Here is an 18,244-nt window from a genome sequence, read left to right as displayed (position 1 = left end):
AAGATCCCTAAAATTATGGCTGGTTACCGAGGTTTTAACATGGAATCTTGTTTATTTGTAGACAATAAAAAAAACGTTACTATATGGTTATGACAAAGAACAGGTAGAGTCGCTGTATAAAAACAGTATAGATATTTCTAAAACAAATTAATAAAGAATCCCCTCATTGGAGAGAGCTTGGGTTACTATCTTCAATGAAGACGAATTTATTTAGCATGCAGCTTTGAATGTTTATGAGTTTTGCAACCCCATCAGACTAACAATTATGCGATTCTAAATATTATTATTTGTACAACGTCGGGTGAATCAATGCCCGCTGAAGGACTTGCAGGTAGATTAATATTTGCAACTGGGTCACTTGTTCTATTATTTAAAGTAATCATATCACCTGTAGACAATGTTACTAATCTAGCTCCGGATACTTGATGCGCTCCAGTTCCTGTATTATTAACTGTTCCTGAAGTTCCACCTAATGGACTACCATTCAAAAATATAGCAAATCCTCCTGAACTGCCTGCATCTACAGTTATTGTAAACCAAATAAAATATGTTCCTAGCGTATTTATTGTAAATGTATTTCCTGTTCTCGTTATATCACTTGTATGAAGCCCATCAGTACTAAATGGTACAACGCCATTTGGACCAGTAACAGCTATCGGTGTAGCACCATTAGAATTCCATGCATTATAATACGAGGTTGAAAATGTTGCTCCCGTTGCTCCTGTTGCTCCTGTTGCTCCTGTTGCTCCCGTTGCTCCTGTTGCTCCTGTTGCTCCTGTTGCTCCCGTTGCTCCTGTTGCTCCTGTTGCTCCTGTTGCTCCTGTTGCTCCTGTTGCTCCTGTTGCTCCTGTTGCTCCTGTTACTCCTGTTGCTCCTGTTGCTCCTGTTGCTCCTGTTGCTCCTGTTGCTCCTGTTGCTCCTGTTGCTCCTGTTGCTCCTGTTGCTCCTGTTGCCCCCGTCGGGCCTGTTGCTCCCATACCCGTTCCTCCTGACGTGCTAATTAATCCGCTAACAGTATTTAATTTCGAATCCAAAAGTAATTCTTTTTTCATTGCCAGATCAAGTGTATCTCGAACACTGTTATTAACATTCAGAACATCCTGCAACGAGGCTCCAGGTCCTGTAACCCCTGGTAAAGTCCCTAATGCAAACTGTATTTTTTCCCCTTCTGCATTCAGTATATGCGCTAACCCTAGTTCTTCAAATGCAATCGAAGATAACAAAAGATTTAATGCATCATCACGCGTTAACGTGATATTTGGCGTTATATTTGGTAAATTAGGCTGTGACAATTCGTGATTCCTCCATCCATCATGTATTTGTGAACCCCAGTGCTTGCTAAAATAACCGCTTCAATTATAGGATTTTTTAGGGAAGAATGCTTCTTATGTTTTTAACTACCTGCACCAAGTTCACTCATACCATATGCACATTCAGTATCATTAGTGTTTGTACATATACCAATAAAGTAGCCCATTTCGCCTCTATGCAAAATCCACAAAAAAATATTTTAAAAACCATCCAATATCACGAATCCAGTATTCACCTTTTACCAAATACATTAGTATTTTTCCTCTTATTCGTCCATTTATCTCTATCGTTATCTGCGATAAATCTAAAATTCAGATTTGTCAATCCTGCAAAATTGTAATTTTTCATGCTCCCGTCGGACTTAATATCATTTTTCTTTATAATTCCTTTCGCCTCGCCCACATTCGAGAATTTCACATCTCCCAATTTTTCTTTATTCAACTTTTTATTCTTTTTTCAATACACTTCATCTTCTTCAATCATTATAATTAAATATAAAGCATCCTGTATTGGGGGAGAACAAATTGATTTTCAAACTATCTATTGCACTTTTATTACTACTGTTAGCTTGCATTTGGTTATGTATCGGATGTTACTTAAAAACATCACTTTTATTAGGATTAGGTTTGGGGGTTATTTTTGGTGTAACCATCATGCTATTACCTGATATGTTGGAATGTTTGATAAAAGGGGATGTATCCGAAAGCATGTTTAAACAAAAAAAAGAGAGTAATACCTCCTTTTTTTGTCTATTTCATATATATATTGCCTGTATTACCTTTTAAGTAATGTGATATTATATCATTCTTTATCATTACATATAATACTACTGACAAACCAAATTAGAGATCGTACTTCTTTGTAATGTGAAAAAAGAGAGTTCCTCACTCGCCAGAGGAACTCCTTTTTCATTTATTTCATGTAAGCTTCGTTTGCTATGACATAGTATGTGTCTCCTTTGGAATTGTTCAATCTACCCCTCAAACCTCACATACTCCCCTGACACCCATTGATCTCCCCCAACATTGTGCCATCCATTTTGAATACCCCAAGATTGATAGCGTTCGCTTCGGTACACCTTCTTCACAATATCATAATTTGTTCCTGGACCCGTACGAACGCGTAATACATCCGCTGTAATGGTAACGACACCTACACCTTTAGATGGTTGTGCGGATGAATCTGCACGATTATTATCAGAACCAAAAGTTTGTCCAGTTAAAGCATAAACGATGGCATTCGCAATCTTATCCACATCCCATTTTGCCATATCCGTATCATTATCGATGAATCCAAGCTCGATTAGAATGGCTGGCGCTTTAGTGCTATTTAAGACATAAAGGTCCGTACGTTGTTTCGCTCCACGATTAGACCATCCAATATCTTTAGAGAGTTGAGCTGATACTTTTGCCGCTAAAGATTGTTGATCATAATAACAAACTTCCACACCATTGGCTGAGCCATTGTAAGCATTCAAGTGAAAAGAAATAACAAGGTCAACATCATGCGTGTTACAGTTCCGAACGATATTTGATACGTTTTGTGGTTGTGTAGCCCCTGTTTCGTCCGTATCATCATAAACGGTATGCCCCAAATCTCTTAGCTTAACTGCAACCGCATCCTTAACCTGACGATCCATGATGTGTTCTTTTCTATTCCCCCAGTTAGCCCCCTGTACAATCCGATTGTGACCACCATGTAAACTATATCGAGTCATGATTAAACCTCCCCATTCCCTAGGATTTTTTGTTTAATTTCAGAAACATCTTTTGATAAATCTCCAAAAGCTTCCGCTTGCTTCGTAATGACTTCTTGGTTCTTCTCTATCACTTTTTGATACTGTATTTCACGCTGTTCATTCTTTTTTTGCGTCGTAAAAAGCATCCACACGAATAACGCTGCGAATGCTCCTTGTTGAACCATTGAATTAAAAATTGCATCTTCCACTGTTCTCATCTCCTTTGACCAATAAAAAAAGAGAAGCGAAATTACCCCTCTTTGTTATAAAAGCCGTATTTTATACAAATTTAAAAAAACTGCTTATGCACGCTTAACTTACCATATTTAAATTAAAAAGCTCATAGAAAGATGGAATGTGCTTCCATCTTGAATAGCCCCATTCACGAAAATCCCACCATTACTTTTTACTGTCACTTCACAAAATGCTGTAGTGACTCCTCCAGCTATCATAATAGCTGGAAAAGCAATATCTTGAACGGGTCTAAATCCAACTGGAAGTGTCGCAAATACTGTCTCTTTTTTTGCATTTCGGATTGAACCTATTACATTAATCTCTTCACCATTTCTTTTATACTTCAAAATCCTATCCGATACATTCTCTACCCCAGTTGTTGGAAGGTTAATCCATCCAGTATCAGTCGTTACCTTAATACCACCACTAAAGGTTACTTCGCCTGTGAAAGCCCCTCCAGTTTTAGGTACAATCTCTCTGTCTAGTATCAAGCGAGACCATTCAGTCCATTTGCCACTGTTGTTGATTCGAATGTAAGTATCATTCCAATTCCCTAACAGAGTAGCCTTTTGAACAAGAGCTGTACTTGTGGCAGATTCTACAGTAACAAAAAACGTATAAATGGAGGCGTTAGGCGTATTTTTAAGTTGACTTCCAACATAAGTTCCAGTTTTCAATATGGTATTCAAGTCCGTATTTGCGGCTAAATCAATGGAAGTACCATCATCATCCGTAACCTTCCACAACTGATACTTTTGCCCTGTAACCGCTGCTGTCAATTCATTTATACGTTTATTCGCTTCATCAATTTGCTTTTGATACCCTTTAACCATTTCAAGAGCCTTATCAAATTCAGAAATATAGTTTTCTATTTTGATATTTCCTTCTTTTACATCTCGCCTTAATACAATACGAATGTCTGGTGTACTCATTCGCTCATTACTTTTTTCCATCACAAAATAAGCTGTCCAATCATCCGATGTAGAAACAGCTTGCGGTGTAAACGTATAGGAAAATACACCATTTTTCGCATCAACTACTTGAGCGTCATCTCGAACAACCTTTCCGATTTGATTCATCGCTTCGTATTTCACTGCATACCCTGTTAAATCCACATTCTGCCCTTTTTCTCTCACGTAAACAGTAATCTTCAATCCGTTTTTATCATTTTGTCTCGAGCGAATTGTTTTCGTAAACACAGGATCTGCTAGATCTATAATAATTTCCTCATTTCGCATGACTACACCTCTCTCAAACTATTCCTTTTCACGCGTCTAGGCGGTCTTCTCTGACGTTTTACTTTGTTCCTGTGTTTTATATTCCCTTTAGGTTGTATTGGCTCTAATTCTTCGAGTCTAGCATCTGTTTTGGTTACATACTCCTGAAATGCTTTAACAGTCTGCGAAATCATTCCATATATGCCAACACCATTTTCTTTTGATTCATCCGGAATTACAATTCCATAATGAGCTGTAATATCATTTGTTGTAAGGATTGGATCTCCTTCTTTACGCTTCATACGCATATCATACAGCTCGGCTACTTCTGTCTTAAGATTATACTGTTTAATTTCCCAACCCATTACCTTCTCTAACGCATCAAATGTAATATCACGTATATTTGTTTTATATTTCTTTTTAGAAGACACCTTAAAATCAGATGCTAAAACACCATTAAAATAAGTACCTCCACCACTTTTCACTTGCACATAGGTACTTTCATAATTTCTGTTATTCCGTAATAAGATGTTCTGAAATACGATGTCACTATCTCCACCAGGTGTCAACTTCAAATCCACAATTCGATCTCCATTTTGGCGAAAGTTAAACCCTTCTTTTGCAGTGAAATAAGCACCACCTGCTTTACTTTCCAAGAAAAGATTATTTTGACACTTCAAAGAAGCATAGGATTCTTTTGACTCCAGTTCTAAGCTTTGATCCGAACTTAGTTCCGCATGTCCTTTTTGATTAAACGCAAGAGATGCTGAAAAATAGACCCTTGTCGGATCACCATTTTGATATCCATTCGATATTCCTATTCCTCCTGACTTCGGAGAACCATCTAGCTGATAAACTAACACTGCACCTTGCGTTGCTGTTATATCATTGTTGCCACCTAATACAATAGTGGGTTGCATGACATTATTTTTATTTATATAATACCCCATAAAAATTCGAGTGATATATGATTCCATTAACCGAATAAATTGTTTGGTAATAGAAACATAATTAGAATCATTCGCAGACCTCAAAGTGGTTCCCGATATTTCTCCACCTCGAATCAAATCACCATTCAATACTCCAGTAGTAATGAAATCCGCAACAATGCGCCCGTCTTTTGTCATTGCTATTTCATAAGGTCCATTTACTCCATTTGATGAATAACCTAATCCATTTATGTTCCACTGCCAAACTTTTGCGGCTGTCATTTCATTTTTCGTATCCATAATTAAAATCCGATCAGGATAAACACGTACATTTCCACCAAATCCAGAATTAATAAGTTTCGTTGCATTTTCTTTCGCTGCATCAAGTAAAGATCCTGGCATATTTGATAAATCTTGTTGCATTTGATCTACTTTACCAGACATATCTGTAAAAGATTCTTTAAAGTTACCAATGGTTACATTGATATACTCTTTTTTTATTGGGTCATATTTGTAAGCAATTACTTTCGCTTGAACATCAATACCATCTTCTACGTGTTGAACAGTAACGATATCTCCCATCCAAACACGTTGTAAAATCTTGTACTCTTTATACTCCTCTGTTTGAGACAGTTCTTGAAATTCAACCTTATATGTCGCTTTCGGTTGATCTACCATCTGAATATCAAACATATCTTTAGCGGCTTGACGTAACCTTCTATATGCTTCTTCTACAGGTAGTGCATCTTCATCATTCTCATTTTTACCGATAGCCGCTTTTATATGATTAAATTCAACAACCCGGATTCTCGGATGCGGATACTTATTAATCAGTGGGCTATCTACATATTTTTCTGGTAATAATAACCCATCAAACCCTTGTGGCATAATTCGGGTAGTAGGACTTTTCCAGTCCACACTTCCTTCATATCCTAGCAAATCTTTTTTATGCCGAATCACCACCCCACGATTAGCTCCTCGACTTTTCAACATCTTAACATCAAAGTTATCTCTTTTTAATTCCCCACCCCATCGATTTACGAATGAGTTATCTTGGCTCGTATCCAACATTGCTTCAACTGGATTCTTTCGAACAATACGTGCGGTAGATATATTCGTTACGTCAGAATAAAAAGTAAAAGGATGCTTATATTGGCAACCTGATGATAACCTAGCCATAGCCGCACTACCATTCGTAGGCTGAATAAATATATCTTCAATCAAGTTTTCCGTTAAATCATAAAAAACATGGTAACAAACCGCTTTGACTTCCCCCATGCTCACTTTAGGAGTTACCACGCGGAATAGTTGATTTCCATCAGGAGTAGGAACTTTTATAATGCTCATTCCGTCAATCTTTGTTCCATATGGAGCAAATAAAGGATAGTTGAAATTAAAAACAAATAGACCGTTGAGTTCTTCCTCAACAGTTGCACTGTAAATATGTTTATCTAGAACACCGATTCCGTTATGCGTAAAATCTGTTTCATTTGATTTATATAAAGTAATCATTATTTATATCTCCATCTTGGTTGAATTGAAATAAATTGAATAGCTCCTGACCACTCTATTTTATTTTCTCCTACTTGAAGTTGTGGAAAATCCCCAATCATTTTATCATTCATTGGTACTGTACCACTGTATGCCTCTAATAATTCTGCATCTATTACGACAGAACCATTTACATCTTTAATTTGTAAAGAAACACCATTGATGAAAATTCGAAATGTTCCATTCCCTGCAACGAACAACATCGGGGGCGCTTCCATTGTACCCGGATTATAAATAGATCCTGGAGTACTCAGCATTATGTTTTCATCTTCCGTATACTCAAATGGATCAAGTGTAAAAGCGACTTCAAATTCACCGTGTTCTTCCATTTCATTTACAATATCACCTATTGCAACATGTTTAATTTTTCGATACACGTCATCGTCAGTAAAATATAATGTCTTTCCATTCATCAACCAAGCTTTCATACGTCGAATTAATGGTTTTATATTCTCTTCTTCAAGTAAATTGAACTTTATTTTTAAAGGGACATCTTTGAACGCCCCTTTTTTTGTAAGTGAACCATGTCTACCTGGCACTTCAATATGTTCTACTTCTTGTTCTGCTGTAGGAATAACAGGGCGTTCTACCATACATATTCCATAGTCACTTGCTAACTGCTTATCAATTCCTATGTCTAGCAATTTAAGTCCTCCCTATTCCTATTTTTACATTACGGCCACGCTCAGCAAACCAATCATTTGCTTTTTCAAACATACGATCAACATCACGTTCATTATTAATTGTGTTATAAAAATTAATTTCTACAGGACCACTATCAATTTGTTGAACAATCGGTTGAACTGCTCTTGTCGCTAATGTAGACAGATTAGAAGCGATGTTATCTTGTTTATTTATTCCATATAAATTTAACTTTTTAAAAGTATCATCAACCATGTTTGAAATGTTATTAAGTGCGGATTGTAGAACATTACCTTTGGTTGACTTTTGGTTTGGAGCATTATAAAAGTCTTTAAAAATTTGCTCTCTGAAACCAGCTATTTTTTTACCAACTTCTAGCCATTTATTTGAATTGTTAAATTCTCTTAGTATATCTTGAGCCGGGTCCCCGCCCTCTAATATGCTACGAATATACCGCGCAATAGGACTATCGTCTTCTACTCCATCGAGAGTGAACTGTTCTAATTCTTTACCAACTGCTTGTAATGCATCTCTCATATCAACTGGTAAATGAGTAATCCAATCATTAAGATAATCTCCATCATATAAAATTGCTTCAAAATAACTCCGAAGAGGATTATTATTCATCATGTCGTTTAAAGTGGAGCTATTGAAAGTGTTTAACGTAGTTTCTAATACCGTATACACTGAATTTGCTAAGTTTTTAGCCGCCGCAAGAACCGTTGACATTGATTGTTCCATACCAACAGCAAGCCCGGCACCAACTTGTTTACCAACCTGATCCCTCATCTTTCGAGATGGACTATGGATGTCGAAGAAGGAAGTAAAACCGTCAAGAATATCGTTACCAATAGATTTCACCTTATTTAACACTTTGCCAGCCATACTACCTAGACCGTCTATCAATCCACTTATAATATCTTTACCTATCTTGAATAAATCAATCTTCTTTAATGTATCAACAATCTTCGGTACAATATCTGTCACGATTGTAGAACCTAATTTCCCAACCATACTGACAATCCCTTTTATTAAAGCCCAAATCAGTTGAACACCAGCTTCAAGTATCTTCGGTAAATTCTTAATGAGCTCCCCTGCTAAAGTAATAATAAGCTTTAGTGCTGCCGCAATTAAATCTGGTATAACTTTTACAATACCAGCAATCAACATAAGTAAGATTTTTACGCCCGCTTCAAGGATCTTCGGCAAGTTCGCAATTAAAGTGGATGCTATTTTAAAAATTAAATCTAATGCCGCATTAATAAGCTGCGGTAGCACTTGTACAATTCCATCGATAATGGCCATTAGAATTTTTATACCGGATTCAATTATTTTAGGTAAGTTTGCTAGTAATGTATCCGCTACTTTGGTTATAAGATTGATTGCTAAATCTATAAGTTGCGGTAGCATTTTAATGATTCCATCTATTAAGCTAATTAAAACTTTAACTCCAGCTTCAATAATCATAGGTAAATTTGCTGTGATGGCTTCAATCAGAGTAGTAACAACTGTAATGATTGCTAACGCAATCATTGGTAGTGCTTGCGTAATACCTGTTATAAGAGAAACCAACAAGTTTATTCCCATTTCAATTAACTGCGGTAAGAAAGACATAATTCCATTATTAATTGTTTGAATAATTTGTACTGCTATAGGGATTAATTGTGGAATCATACTCAGAATCGCATTTATTAATGTCATTATGAGTTGTAAACCTGTTTCTATGATAGAAGGTAAAACTTGTACAATGCCTGTGATTAAGGTCTGTATAATTTGAATTCCAGTTTGAACAATCATAGGAAGATAGGTAGCAATTGTTTGCGAAATCGTATTAATTATGCCGACTATCGCCTCAAGTATGATTGGCGCTGCTGTCATAAACCCATTCACAAGACTTGAAATCATTTGTGATCCAGTTTCAAGAAATTGCGGTAATACTGTTGTTACGAAATTAGCAATGTTAGTGAAAATACTTGTAATAGCTTCAAGGATAATTCCTGAGTTTGCATTCAAATATTCTGCAATCGCTGGCAAATAACGAGATACAGAAATAAGAACACCGGGAATCCCACCAACAATTGCACCTGCTATAGTAGGACCAATTGTTTTGAAAATCTCTCCTATTTGACTAAAGTCTCCTGAAAAAACAGCTTTTACAGCATCAAATAGACGAAGGCATGCTTCACGTATTTTACTAACTGCCAATCCTATTATTTCAGCCGCATCTTGAAATCCTTTTGGCAAATGAGTAATCCAATCATTTAAATAGTCCCCATCAACAGCCGTGTAAAATAAATATTTACTTAGTGAAGATAATACTTCAATAAAGCTCTGTACTCCTGAAATCACACCAGTTATGCTATTTTTGAATCCTTCATTGGTCTGCCATAAATTTCGCATCCAAATAATCAGTCCAGTAATAGCTGCGGATGCGGCTATTACTCCACCAACTACCAATGCAACTGGACCAGCAACAGCCCCAATACTTACACCCATTATCCCAGCTATACTGGATAAGGTGACAAATACTGGGGCTAACGCCATACATGCTCCAACTAGGATTCCAAGCGCGGTTACAATTGTTGTTATAGCTGCCGATAATGCTGGATGTTCTGATACAAAGCCCGCAAAAGCACTAATTACATCTGCAATTACTCCCAAGACAGGCTCAAGTGCCATTTTCAAGTCGTTCATAGCCTTTTTAAATTTCACCGCTGGGCTAGCATCCATTTTCCTTATCGTTTCATTTAGCTGTTCTTGATTCTTGTTTAGATCAACAACCTTGTCTTGAGCACCAATGAGTGTATTCGTAATGTTTTGTCCTTGATCTTCGTACATTGTCCCGAAAATTTGGGCACCTATTAAATTTTTCTGCGTTGCATCTTCAACACCATCCAAAGCCTTTGCTATTTCAGTCATGGCAACTGAACCGCCTCTACCACCTTCAGCTACAGCTTTACCCCATTTTTGCATTTGTTCAGTAGAAATTTTTGTGCCTTTAAGTAAATCTTGAAGTGCTTTAGGGACTTCTTTACCAAATTCAGCGGCTCTAATTCGCCCTTCCTTCAATCCATCTAGCAAATTATCAATATTCCAAGTACCTGTTTCAACACCAGCCTCCATAATTGCTTGTACTTCTTCAGCCCGATATCCAGCACGCGTTAGCTGTCCACCATATTCAGCGATAATGTCCAATTGCTCAGGAGGGAACCCGATTTTCAACAGTCGATTCGTTAATCCTAATGCCGTATCACTGGTTATTCCTAATTCATTACCAATTTCATTTGCTTCTTGAATTAGCTCAGTAAAATCTATACCTGCATAAGCACTTGCAATCGCTCCTGCTCCTTTTACAATGGAAGCATTAGCTTTATCACTGACGGTTTTATTTAATGCCCACTGTCTACGTGTACCCTCCAGTGCTTCTTCCACATCAACACCATAGGCTTCAACACCACGAACCGCTTCTTCTACCGATTTTTTAGAGGATGCTGGAACTTCAAAAGAAACGTCAATTTTTGTTTTTAGCTTAGAAGTATCAAGCGCTTGCTCAATGGCTCCTGATATACCACCACCAGCCATTAATCCACCTAGCATATTTTCTAAACCAATATCTAATTCTTTGAAACTGTGCGATGCTCTCTCAGCTTCACGTGAAAGGTCTCTCAAGTCATTTCGAACTTGTTGTATGGAATTACCATCATCCATAGAACGAAGAGATCGCTGTAATTTCTCTATATCGGCTTCTGAACCTAACGCTTCACGACCAATGATATGAATGGCTTGTTCTAACTGCCTAGCCGTCGCTGTACCACTTCGTATTGCGTTTGTGAGATTATTCCCTAATGCATTTGCAAAATGATCTATGCTCGTTTCAGTGGCATTAAAGAAGGTTTTTAATTGCTTCGTTGCATTTTCTTGCTCTTGTAAGCTTCTATTCGTTGCACTTAATTGATTCTGCAACTGCTGTTCTGCTGCCTTAGCTTGTATAAGCTGTGTTTCATATCTTTGGATTTCACTAGAATTTTCTCCATACTTCTGTTGGGCTTGATCTAACTGTTTCTGATAGTTTTGTACTTTACTAGCTGCAACAGTATGTTGCTCCCCTAAGTTCTCTATTTTTAAACGTAACTTCTCTGCCTCTGAAGCATTTTCACCAAGTTTAGCTTTTTGAAGCTCATATTGAGCATTTAACTTAGAAAGAGAAGATTGCAACTTCTCTTCCTGTTCTTTTAGTTCTTTCAGTTTTTGAGCCGCTTTAGCTGTCTCACTTGTTCTTTCCTGTTCAGCATCTCTCGCCTGTTTTAAACTTTCAGAAGTTTGTTTCATACTATTTGCTAACTGTTGTTCTGTTATTTGCTGACTTCGTAGTTTTGATTCCAACTTTGCTACAACAGTCGAATTTTCCCCGTACAATTCTTTAGCACGTTGCAAATGTTCAGCCGTTGCTTGCGTCGCCCTTTGTGCAACTGCATATTGCCCAGAAAGATTTTGAAGCTTTGCTTGTAATTTTTCCGAATCAGTAGCATTTAACTTCATCTGCTCTTCTTGTAATTTCATTTCTTGACGAAGTTTTTTAGTTTCCTGATTCATACCCTTCATAGCATCATTAAAATCTTTATTTTGCGCTTTAAATATAACTTCAACTTCCGAATTATTTCTTGCCATTTTCTCACCTACCTTTACTTGGGCTTGTTACGCCATGATTCAAACGCTGTAATCCCTGCGTAAATACGCTCAACAGACGAAATTGGCTCATGCCAAAAAGTCTCTGGATCTATTCCAGAGACTAGGCAATACAAAACGTATTTATCTTCCACACATTCGATCTTAATGTCTGGATTTTTTACTTTTTTTCACTGTTACCGCCACTATTTGTGCTTTTTTGGAATGCTATGGCAAATTGATTTGGATCTTGACTGATTACATCAACAACAAGCTTGGTATATAACTCCATAGATTCTGCTAATGAATCATGATACTTCTGTAAGAAATCATCAAATGTTAACTCCTCTTTAGGATTTGCTCCTCTAAACGCCATATAAATCACTTTATGGATACTTGTTTGATCAATTTGTTCTAATGCGGATAAATCTTTATTATCCTCATTTCTTAGCCCATCTAAAGCTTGGAATTTTACAATATCAGCAATAATTGAACTAGTAACAAGCCCTTCTTCTTGTCCCCTTTTTAAAGCATAATTTGTTAAAAATGCCGGATAGTTCTGTTTATTAACAAAACGTTGTTCATACTCAGCTTCTACTTCTACAAATTCCGCTTCTTTTAGTGTTATTTTTTGTACTTTCATCTATTACTTCCTCACTTTCATGTTTCGCTTATTTAAATTCAATAGAAAAAGCCCCATTTAAAGCTGGGGCCTTATGCTGGATTCGTTCCTTTGATAAGAGTTGAGTTAAATTGTGTATGCCATTTTTGAGCGACCGTTGCATCCGATAATTCATCCACAAACGCTTCATAATAGAAATTCTTTAAATCATCCGGTAAGGCTGTAAATTCTAATTCCATCATCGCCAATTCCTCTTCCCCACTCGCAATTGAGAATTTAAAGCCAGTAGAGTTTGAACAATTTGGAAACGCAATTAGTTTTACAACATCTTCAAACTCGTCTACTACATCCGCCGTAAATGCAAAATCATATCCTTTTGAACCACTCCCATACGCCCATACACCCGGCTTTAATCCAGTTGTATTAAAACCAAAATAATCTCTTGCTACTTTAACAGGAATGTGAGCTGAAACAGTAATTTTAAGTTCCGTGGTCTTTGATTTCTTTTTCAGTGTCACGCCACCACATGTTTTTTTCATTTCCTTGCTTTCTGGTTCTCCTTCAATCGTCCCTATACATCCAAATTTTGCTCCTGGCTCTTGCGTACCTTTCTTCTTGAATTGAATACTCGCATTCACAATCGACATGGAATCAAATTCTTCAATTACTTTAACCATCTTATAATTCCTCCTCTAATACTTTATCTACACCTTTGTGTAATTCTTCTAAAATTCTTGGTCTAGCATTTTGTATCCCACGCTCTGCGAATCGTTTTTCTACCGGATTATGCGAACCTCTGCCTTCATTTGGGAAAACTAGATAACCAAACGATCCTTTTTTATTAGATGCTCCACCACGGGCCAATATCTTAAAGCCTAAATTCATCTTTTCATTTTTTGACCAGTTGCTATCTTTAGCATGTGTCTTATTTCGAACACTCCATTTAGAACGAGATACCGGAATAAGCTTTGTAATCTCTTCTGTCGCAATTCGTATACCATCCGTATGAAGAATGGTATTAATTGTTGGTTCCATCTTATTTGGTAAAACCCGCATTTTTTCTTCAAGCTTTTCTATTACTTCATAATCAAGCTCAAATGCACTCAAGTGGAATCACCCGCTTAAACGTAAAAACAACACGATCAATATAACGATCTGTATCTTTCACTTGAAGACGATCACTTCTAGAAACTACGAAGGATACCATTTTCACCGTGCCAATCCATGAAATAATATCAATGACCTGCTCATCTAAATCATCCTGATTTTCAGATAAATAGCTAATATAAATAGTTTGAGTAATTGTACGTTCATTTGAAGATGGTTGAAACTCACCATATTCTAAAATAAAACAATTGTATCCATCGTCTGTTAATTGAGATTCTTCATCTTCTGCTAATTCACCCTCAACAACTAAAAGACTAAATCCATCTTCAAGAGTTCTTTTAATACCCTTTCTCTGTTCCTTCATTAGCTTTTTAGATTTTTCATTCACGAGATTTCACCGCCTGCTGTAAATAAAAGAAAAGGTATTGTTTGTTAGAATCATGATCCGTTTTAATTACGTCATATTCGATTCCATCCATTAATACCTTGAGTTTATTTTTATTTTTCTTTCTAAATGAAGGTGGATATAATGTTTTAACTTTTAAATCCAACCCCGTTGTTAACACACCAACCATTTGGTAATCACTGTCTCGAAAAGACATCTCTTTATAGGCGAGTTTTCCTTCTGCATGAAACTCCTCACCTATTCGTTTCCCCGCTTCAGAGCGCTCCGTCTTTTTATAACCATATTGCAAAAAACCATCGTTAAAAGTTTCTCTATACGCTTTTAGAACCATGAATCACACCAACTTTTCCTAACGCTACATCTAAAATCAGCCGGGATAATTCATTTTTATAATTCTTTTCAAATTCATCACCGGCATTGTTATATACATAACGACATCGTTCTAACAATAGCTCCTTTGGCCATTCTTCTTTTGAAAAATCAAAAGACACATTCGTTAAACTAAACAAATACGCCTTTCCTTTATTCAAAAGTTTTATCAAATTAGCGTCCTCTTCATTCCAAGTGATTCTAAGAACGTCTTTTAAATCTTGTAAAAGCTCATCCATTCGCATCACCTTCTAATAAAGTGATTAGTTCGGCCTTAGTTGCACTTGATTTATATTCAATGCCTTGCTGATCTAAAAGAAATTGAATTTCTACTTTTGTTAAAGCTGAATAATTTCCCCTCTCACTTAGAGAGGATTGATTAGGGAGTTGTCGGTCCTACTTTTGGTTCAAGTGCTGTAATGTCAAATACTGTGAATGAATCATGATCTAATGGACGACCATTTGCAAGTTGACGGATTAGATATAAACGTTGATCTTGAATTAAACGAACCGTATCATCCGCAACTAATTCTTGTTTTGAAGCAACACCCATAAAGTAATCTTTTGGTTTTCCAGAAATCATAGTGTTTAATGGAACAGCTGGTGATTGAACAATAGTTAAGCCTGGTACACCAAAGTTATCATATGTCCAAGTACCATCATCTTTTTGCTTCGCACCAATTGGGAAGAATTTTGTCGCATAATCTAAAGGATTCACAATGAGTGTTACACCTGTATATCGTTTCGTCCCATCTTTTGTTGTAGGAGCTAAGATTTTTTTGCCAATAGTCACAGGTGTAAAGTCTGCTAAAACTACTTTCTCTTTATCTGGGTAAATCCCATCTTTTACAGAACCCTTTAAATCTTTAATCATACCTATTGGTTGTTTTTTTCCTGTACCCATAACAATAACTCTTTCTAATTCTTCAGCTACAACTTCTTTCATAAATGTACGGACATATTTATCTAACCATTCTGGACCTAATTCGAACATCGCTTTACATACAACTAAAAATCCACTCAGTTTGTACATTCCTTGATCAATTGTTGTAAATCCTTCATCAATCATTTCTTTAATTTCATCACATACATCGCCCCAATACGCTGAAGCCGCCCCTTCTTTTCTTACAATCCATTGCGTAGTTGCCCCTACTGTTTGGAAGTTAACAAGGGATAATAATGGATGTTCTTTTTCTAACTCTTCAAAAACACGCTCAAAAATAGTCGGTGGCATTAATTTATGCGTTTCATTAAATGAATTCACCTCAATTGCTGCATTGTAGAATTTTTTTTCGTCATTTGTTAAAATACGTACACCACGGGAAGCCAATACTTGTGCATCCCAATTTTCATTTTTCGCTTGTTGTGCTTCACTGATTACATCATTCATCATACCTTGGAAATGCTGCATGTTATTTTCCATATTTGCAACGATACGTGCTGCTACTACCTGTGCATCTCCTGTTTCAAGTGCTTCTTGCACATTAATAATCTGTAGATCTTTATTTTCGATTACTGGACGATCTAAATTTCTAATAGTCATCTTATTCCCTCCTGTTTGTAAGACAATAAAAAAAGCACTGCTTTACGCGCGCTTAAATTTATTAAGTATATTTTGATTTGCACTTGCTACTGCTGGTTCATTCTGTTTATTTTTATTTCGAAATTTTTGTAGAATATTATTTTTAAACTCCTCTGGATCTATCAATTCATTATTTTCCACATGTTCATTTACCTTGTGAGCCAATCCAAATTCTACTGCTTCATTTGCGGTAAACCATGTTTCATTCGCGATCATCGTCTCAATTTCTGAACGTTCCCCTTCATAACGAGTCATATAAATATCCGCAAGCGACTTGTCAATTCCTTCAAGAGCATTCAATGTTTTACGAATGTCTAGCTTGGTTCCCCAAGTCCACGTGGAAGCCTCATGAATCATTAACATAGAACCTGTATTCATAATTAATTCATCTGCTGCCATCGCAATAATAGATGCGGCACTCGCTGCCAATCCATCTACGGTAATGATAACTTTTGCCGAGTGGTTTTTTAGTTGGTTATAAATTGCAATCCCATCAAATACATCCCCACCAGGACTATTCAGATTGATATGAATAACATTTGCGGAAGTAGCTTTTAATGTTTTTTCAATATCAACCGCCGATGTGGAGTCACTCCACCATGATTCACCAATATCACCATAAATCGTTATGTCCAGCGAATCCGCTTTTGCTTCGGCTCTAAATGCATGTTGCACATGAGCTAGGTGATTATATTTTTCATTTTTATAATGTCTCATTCTTTTCACCTCCTCCTAGTGAATCAGCTTCTTGATAGTTTTTCGTTACATGTCGTCTATCTGCCCATTCTTCATCAATCGGCTCTTTTCCAAGCATCATGATGACGTCATTCATTGTTAGACCACCAATCGCAAATAATTTATCCATTGCGGTTGCCATTTTCGTGATATCTACAACTTTTATCTTGGTTGTATCCATTTTTAAATATGTTCTTTTTAAATACTCTTCTTTTGTATACATCTTTCGATTACATTCATCTTGTATCAATTCAGCAATTGGATTGATACAGAATGCTAGAAATGAATCCATCTGTTTTTCAATATCAGCCACATCGCCTTTTAAAATGCCGATAGGTACATGAAAAGCCGTTGCTACATAACTAAATATGTCATGGATTAAGTCGCTAATATCACGACTTGTACTAGTATTGGCGACACCATTTTTACTATCGCTCATATCTTCGAAAACATAACCCTCTTGCAATTGAAAAGCGGAACCCACTTTATCAGCGTTAAACCAACTCTTTAATTGATTTTCAAACATGTCATTAATCGCTTCTTGCGTTGCTTCATCCTGTGGTCTGATAAATTCTCCCTTAATTAACAGACGTATATTGTTTTTTCTTTTATAATAATCAATGGATGACGCAAGCAATTTCCCAAAACTACCGTACATGCCCTCTATAACTTGCATGATATTACGATCGTTTAATTTAAAGTGAAATACTTCTGATTCATGAAATGATTTTTCAAAAGTAAAGTCTTCAATTGTTATGTCAGTATATATGTTTTCTTTTAATGCAAACTTAGTAGTGTTAAAAGAATCAGCTATATACAATTGTTTATCTTGCATGATCACTACGCACTCATTGTCCATCATTAAATGATTAACTAAGCTATGCATAAATTCTGATGCATTTTGATTTTGATTAGGCTGTACATTGAGCAAATAATGGTTTTCACCACGTTTTTCTTTCCCTTTTTCAAAGGTTTGAAATTCACACCTTGTTACTGCGTTCGCAATTAAATCAATACAACTTTCTACAGCTAGTCTTTTATAGAAATAATCAATTCCTAACTCATAACAGCATGAATCTAACGTAAGGGCCTTGTTACTTCCAAAAAAACCTCGTATCCATTCTCGTAATCCCATA

Annotated in this window: 16 protein-coding genes and 2 pseudogenes; 1 reads left to right on the top strand and 17 read right to left on the bottom strand. The window is 36.4% G+C overall.

All coding sequences use genetic code 11. The features are described from left to right. Positions 1–151, top strand: a pseudogene (locus I6L50_RS35990) (type IV secretory system conjugative DNA transfer family protein); the annotation flags it as partial. A gap of 112 nt (positions 152–263) precedes the next feature. Here I6L50_RS35990 and I6L50_RS07115 read toward each other — a convergent pair. The 17 genes and pseudogenes from I6L50_RS07115 to I6L50_RS07035 form a co-directional block, all read right to left on the bottom strand. Next, positions 264–1,292 (bottom strand): alpha-helical endospore appendage domain-containing protein, encoded by a 1,029-nt coding sequence (locus tag I6L50_RS07115; RefSeq protein ID WP_219300980.1) that lies wholly within the window; start codon positions 1,290–1,292, stop codon positions 264–266. A gap of 992 nt (positions 1,293–2,284) precedes the next feature. Next, entirely contained in the window at positions 2,285–3,028 is a 744-nt protein-coding gene (locus I6L50_RS07110; protein WP_219300979.1) for an N-acetylmuramoyl-L-alanine amidase, read from the bottom strand. A 2-nt stretch (positions 3,029–3,030) separates the two neighbouring features. Continuing rightward, on the bottom strand, positions 3,031–3,258 hold the full coding sequence (locus I6L50_RS07105) for a BhlA/UviB family holin-like peptide (protein ID WP_219300978.1): 228 nt from the start codon (positions 3,256–3,258) through the stop codon (positions 3,031–3,033). 117 nt (positions 3,259–3,375) lie between these two features. Then, entirely contained in the window at positions 3,376–4,521 is a 1,146-nt protein-coding gene (locus I6L50_RS07100; RefSeq protein WP_219300977.1) for a BppU family phage baseplate upper protein, read from the bottom strand. 2 nt (positions 4,522–4,523) lie between these two features. Then, positions 4,524–6,941: a phage tail spike protein gene (locus I6L50_RS07095; RefSeq protein ID WP_219300976.1), complete on the bottom strand. Its 2,418-nt coding sequence runs from the start codon at positions 6,939–6,941 to the stop codon at positions 4,524–4,526. Next, positions 6,941–7,624, bottom strand: coding sequence for a distal tail protein Dit (locus I6L50_RS07090; protein WP_219300975.1), 684 nt, complete (start codon positions 7,622–7,624; stop codon positions 6,941–6,943). Before I6L50_RS07090 ends, I6L50_RS07095 begins: the two co-directional genes overlap by 1 nt. A gap of 1 nt (position 7,625) precedes the next feature. Then, positions 7,626–12,290, bottom strand: a complete 4,665-nt coding sequence (locus I6L50_RS07085) for a hypothetical protein (protein ID WP_219300974.1) — start codon at positions 12,288–12,290, stop codon at positions 7,626–7,628. 178 nt (positions 12,291–12,468) lie between these two features. Further along, positions 12,469–12,930: a hypothetical protein gene (locus tag I6L50_RS07080; RefSeq protein WP_219300973.1), complete on the bottom strand. Its 462-nt coding sequence runs from the start codon at positions 12,928–12,930 to the stop codon at positions 12,469–12,471. 71 nt (positions 12,931–13,001) lie between these two features. Beyond that, positions 13,002–13,586 (bottom strand): phage tail protein, encoded by a 585-nt coding sequence (locus tag I6L50_RS07075; RefSeq protein WP_219300972.1) that lies wholly within the window; start codon positions 13,584–13,586, stop codon positions 13,002–13,004. A 1-nt stretch (position 13,587) separates the two neighbouring features. Continuing rightward, positions 13,588–14,016, bottom strand: coding sequence for a hypothetical protein (locus tag I6L50_RS07070; protein ID WP_219300971.1), 429 nt, complete (start codon positions 14,014–14,016; stop codon positions 13,588–13,590). Next, entirely contained in the window at positions 14,003–14,404 is a 402-nt protein-coding gene (locus tag I6L50_RS07065) for a hypothetical protein (RefSeq protein ID WP_257475355.1), read from the bottom strand. Before I6L50_RS07065 ends, I6L50_RS07070 begins: the two co-directional genes overlap by 14 nt. Further along, complete coding sequence (locus tag I6L50_RS07060) at positions 14,397–14,753, bottom strand: phage head-tail adapter protein (protein ID WP_219300970.1); 357 nt, start codon at positions 14,751–14,753, stop codon at positions 14,397–14,399. The genes I6L50_RS07065 and I6L50_RS07060 overlap by 8 nt, the downstream gene beginning before the upstream one ends. Then, positions 14,734–15,030 (bottom strand): hypothetical protein, encoded by a 297-nt coding sequence (locus tag I6L50_RS07055; RefSeq protein ID WP_219300969.1) that lies wholly within the window; start codon positions 15,028–15,030, stop codon positions 14,734–14,736. The genes I6L50_RS07060 and I6L50_RS07055 overlap by 20 nt, the downstream gene beginning before the upstream one ends. After that, a pseudogene (locus I6L50_RS35810) lies at positions 15,023–15,130 on the bottom strand (hypothetical protein); the annotation flags it as partial. The gene I6L50_RS07055 and the pseudogene I6L50_RS35810, both read right to left, overlap by 8 nt. 40 nt (positions 15,131–15,170) lie before the next feature. After that, entirely contained in the window at positions 15,171–16,334 is a 1,164-nt protein-coding gene (locus I6L50_RS07045; RefSeq protein ID WP_219300968.1) for a phage major capsid protein, read from the bottom strand. Between the two features lie 42 nt (positions 16,335–16,376). Further along, positions 16,377–17,090, bottom strand: coding sequence for a head maturation protease, ClpP-related (locus I6L50_RS07040; protein ID WP_219300967.1), 714 nt, complete (start codon positions 17,088–17,090; stop codon positions 16,377–16,379). Beyond that, positions 17,077–18,243, bottom strand: coding sequence for a phage portal protein (locus I6L50_RS07035; RefSeq protein WP_219300966.1), 1,167 nt, complete (start codon positions 18,241–18,243; stop codon positions 17,077–17,079). Before I6L50_RS07035 ends, I6L50_RS07040 begins: the two co-directional genes overlap by 14 nt. Between the last annotated feature and the right edge of the window lies 1 nt (position 18,244).

It is taken from the genome of Bacillus sp. FDAARGOS_1420 (genome assembly GCF_019344915.1).
GTDB classification, from domain to species: domain Bacteria; phylum Bacillota; class Bacilli; order Bacillales; family Bacillaceae_G; genus Bacillus_A; species Bacillus_A mycoides.
The sequence above is the reverse complement of the archived record's forward strand: the minus strand, read 5'-3'. Positions and strand labels throughout refer to the sequence as shown.